General features: G+C 72.6%; 3 protein-coding genes. All 3 read right to left on the minus strand.

Annotated elements, in window-relative coordinates; all coding sequences use genetic code 11:
* Positions 1-148 precede the first annotated feature (148 nt).
* Positions 149-1,249, minus strand: coding sequence for an ArsB/NhaD family transporter (locus PINTE_RS20820; RefSeq protein WP_068434424.1), 1,101 nt, complete (start codon positions 1,247-1,249; stop codon positions 149-151).
* Positions 1,250-1,309: 60 nt separating this feature from the next.
* Positions 1,310-1,852 (minus strand): universal stress protein, encoded by a 543-nt coding sequence (locus PINTE_RS20825; RefSeq protein WP_068434426.1) that lies wholly within the window; start codon positions 1,850-1,852, stop codon positions 1,310-1,312.
* A gap of 520 nt (positions 1,853-2,372) precedes the next feature.
* Positions 2,373-2,884: NAD(P)H-dependent flavin oxidoreductase (locus tag PINTE_RS20830; RefSeq protein WP_174524039.1), on the minus strand; the 512-nt coding region annotated here is incomplete at its 5' end.

Raw genomic sequence — 2,884 nt, forward strand, 5'->3', positions numbered from 1 at the left:
CTCAGACGCCACCAGGCCCGGTGACAACACCCCCCGGATCATGCGTTCGACAGGGGCGGTAAGTCATGCCGGACCTGGTGAGCAGCACCCTCATCATGCGAGGGCATGAAGAAGGTAACGGGCGGGGCTGGGGTCAGGGAGGCTCGGGTCAGGGGGCGGTGAGGGCGAGTGCCATGGTGGCGGCGACCACCGCCGCGGCCGCGCAGCCCAGGCCGGCCGTGCCGAGGCGCCACCAGCGCCAGGTCACGCCGGCCGCTCGGCAGCGCTGCAGCCACAACAGCGTCGCCAGCGACCCCCACGGCGTGACGAGCGGCCCGGCGTTCGCGCCGATGAGGGTCGCCATGAGCCGCAGCGGCTCGTGACCCGCGGCGTGCTCCATGGCCAGGTATGCCGGGAGGTTGTTGACGACGTTCGACGTCAGCGCGGTGAGCAGTGAGACGCGCAGCAGGTCGACCACGCCGGAGCCCGTCCCCGCCAGCGAGCCGAGCCAGCCGAGGTGCCCGGCGCCGTCCGCCCAGGTGACGGCGATGCTGAGGGCAGCGAACCCGGCCGCCATGGTCCACGGGATCGACAGCCCGCGCAGGGAGGCGGGCGCCCGGGTGGCCGTGGCCGTCGCCAGCACGAGCGCGCCGATGCCCGACACGAGCCACGGCGGCGCGCCGAGGGCGAAGGCGGGGCCAACCAGGAGACAGACGAGCAGCGCGATCCGCAGGAGCACCGGGTCTCGCGGAGTGGCCGGGGACGACGGCTCGTACGAGGCGCACAGCCCGCGTCGATGCAGCACCGCTATCGCCGCCAGCGTGACCGCGACGCCGGCCACCGCCGGTGCGGCCGCGAGACGCATGTAGCCGGCGTGCCCCACACCCAGCCCGGCGAACCGCTGCGCCGCGAGCAGGTTGGTCAGATTGGACATCGGCAGAAACAGCGAGCCGGTGTTCGCGATCCACAGAGTCGTCACGGCGAAAGGGCGTGGCGCCGCGCCGATCTGGCGGGCGATCGCGAGGGCCACGGGAGTGAGCAACACGGCCGTGGTGTCCAGCGACAGGAACATCGTGCAGGTGACCGCGAACGCGGAGAACAGCAGCCACAGGCTGCCCACCCGGTGCCCGCCGTGGCGGGTGATCCATGCGCCGGCCGCCTCGAACACCCCTGCGCGCTCACTCAGTTCGGCGACGATCGTGATCGTCAGAAGAAAGGCGATGACGGGAACGACACGGCTGAGCGCGGCGAGGAGGGAGTCCGAGACCACCGGCTCATCCTGCCCGCCGCAACGGGCGCCGGCGTCATCGGCCTCGCGCGCGTGCGGCGCCTACTCCCAGGGGGCCCGGCCCTGCCAGTCGACCACCTGCAACGGCACGAGCAGCACGGGCCGGTGTTGGCGATGCGAGAGCTGCACGGCCACCGACTCGTTGAGAAAACCGGCGATCCGCCGGTGCCTCCCCAGGTGGGTGCCGACGACGAAGCCGGCGGCGTCGACGGCCCGCGCAAGGTGGGTCAGAGCGCGGTCGACCCGGCCTGCCAGGTAACGGAATTCCCACGCCGGCTCAGGCCCGGTCAGCACTCGCGCGAGCTTCTCGACGAGGTCGGCCTGGGTCTGCATCCACGCGTCGTCGATGCCGTCGGGGTCGAGTTGTTCGTGGTCCACGGTGCCATCGGGATGCTCTCGCACGGGGTAGCGCGCCTCGTCGACGTACGCGAAGTAGATCGCCGGTGCCCCCGTCGCGCGCCCCATCGAGGCGGCGGTGAGGGCGACCAGATCGGGCTGGCCGGGCGTCACGCCCACGACGAGTGGGTGGCCGGCGAAGTCGGTGAGCCGGTCGGGGGAGGGTTGGGGTGGAACGCGCGCGGCCATCGGACCTCCGTCGCAATCGGCTCGAGCCGGGGATCCGCCCGGCCGGGAACTGGTCATCCATTCTCGCGCCGTTGCCGCCCGAGCCGGGCCGTTCGCCCACCGATCTACAGCCTGTGGACACCCCTCGGACTACCACCGCACTGCCGCGGCAGCCGATCACCGCGCAAACGCCCTGGTCACAAGCTTGGGTCGTCCAGGGCCCGCGCGCTGGTGATAGTCCGAACGGTGAAAGCTGTCGGGGCATCTCGTGAGGACGCAGCCGCAGCACTCGACGAGCACCCCTCTGGCCGCGCACGCGGCACGCGCGGCGCGCGCCTCGCCCTCGTGCCTCGCGCCGGAGCAGGGTTCGGTGGCGAGTCGAGACGAAGTTGGCATACATACTCGTCTTCAGAGCCGTCGCTCCCTGGCGTTTGTGCAGGTCACAAGCGTGTCCGCGCCGTTCGGATCCGAGTGTGTCAGCCATCCTCGTCTCTGGCCCTCCGTGGCGACCGCGGCCAGGCAACCCGACACCGGCGTGACCCTACCGGTCGGACACCTCGGCGAGCAGGGCCTCGATGATGGCGGCGGTCGACCCCGTCGGCAGGTCACGCCACCCGGTGCCGGCCCACAGGGAGAGGTGCGCGGCGTCGCCGGCCATGCCCGCGGCTCGGCGCAGCGGGCCGGTCAGCTGATTGACCGCCGGGTAGGCGGCGGGCGCCGACTCCCCGAACTCGTCGATGAAGGCGTTGCGCAGCCCGCGGGCGTAGCGCCCTGAGAACGCGCGGGTCAGCACGGTCTGCGTGTAGGCGGGGTCGCGCAACGCGGTGCGGTAGGTCGGCAACGAGCCCGCCTCGGCGGCATCGAGGAAGGCGGTCCCCAGCTGGACGGCGTCGGCCAGCTCGAGGGTCTCGCGCACGGCGGCAGGCGTGCAGATGCCGCCGGCGGCGACGAGCGGCAGGTCGGTGACGGACCTGACGGCCGTGAGCAACTCGGGCAGCGGCTGCTCCGGCGGCACGGCGCGCGCGTCGAACGTCGCGCGGTGGCCACCGGCGC

The organism is Piscicoccus intestinalis NBRC 104926 (assembly GCF_001515525.1).
GTDB classification, from domain to species: domain Bacteria; phylum Actinomycetota; class Actinomycetes; order Actinomycetales; family Dermatophilaceae; genus Kineosphaera; species Kineosphaera intestinalis.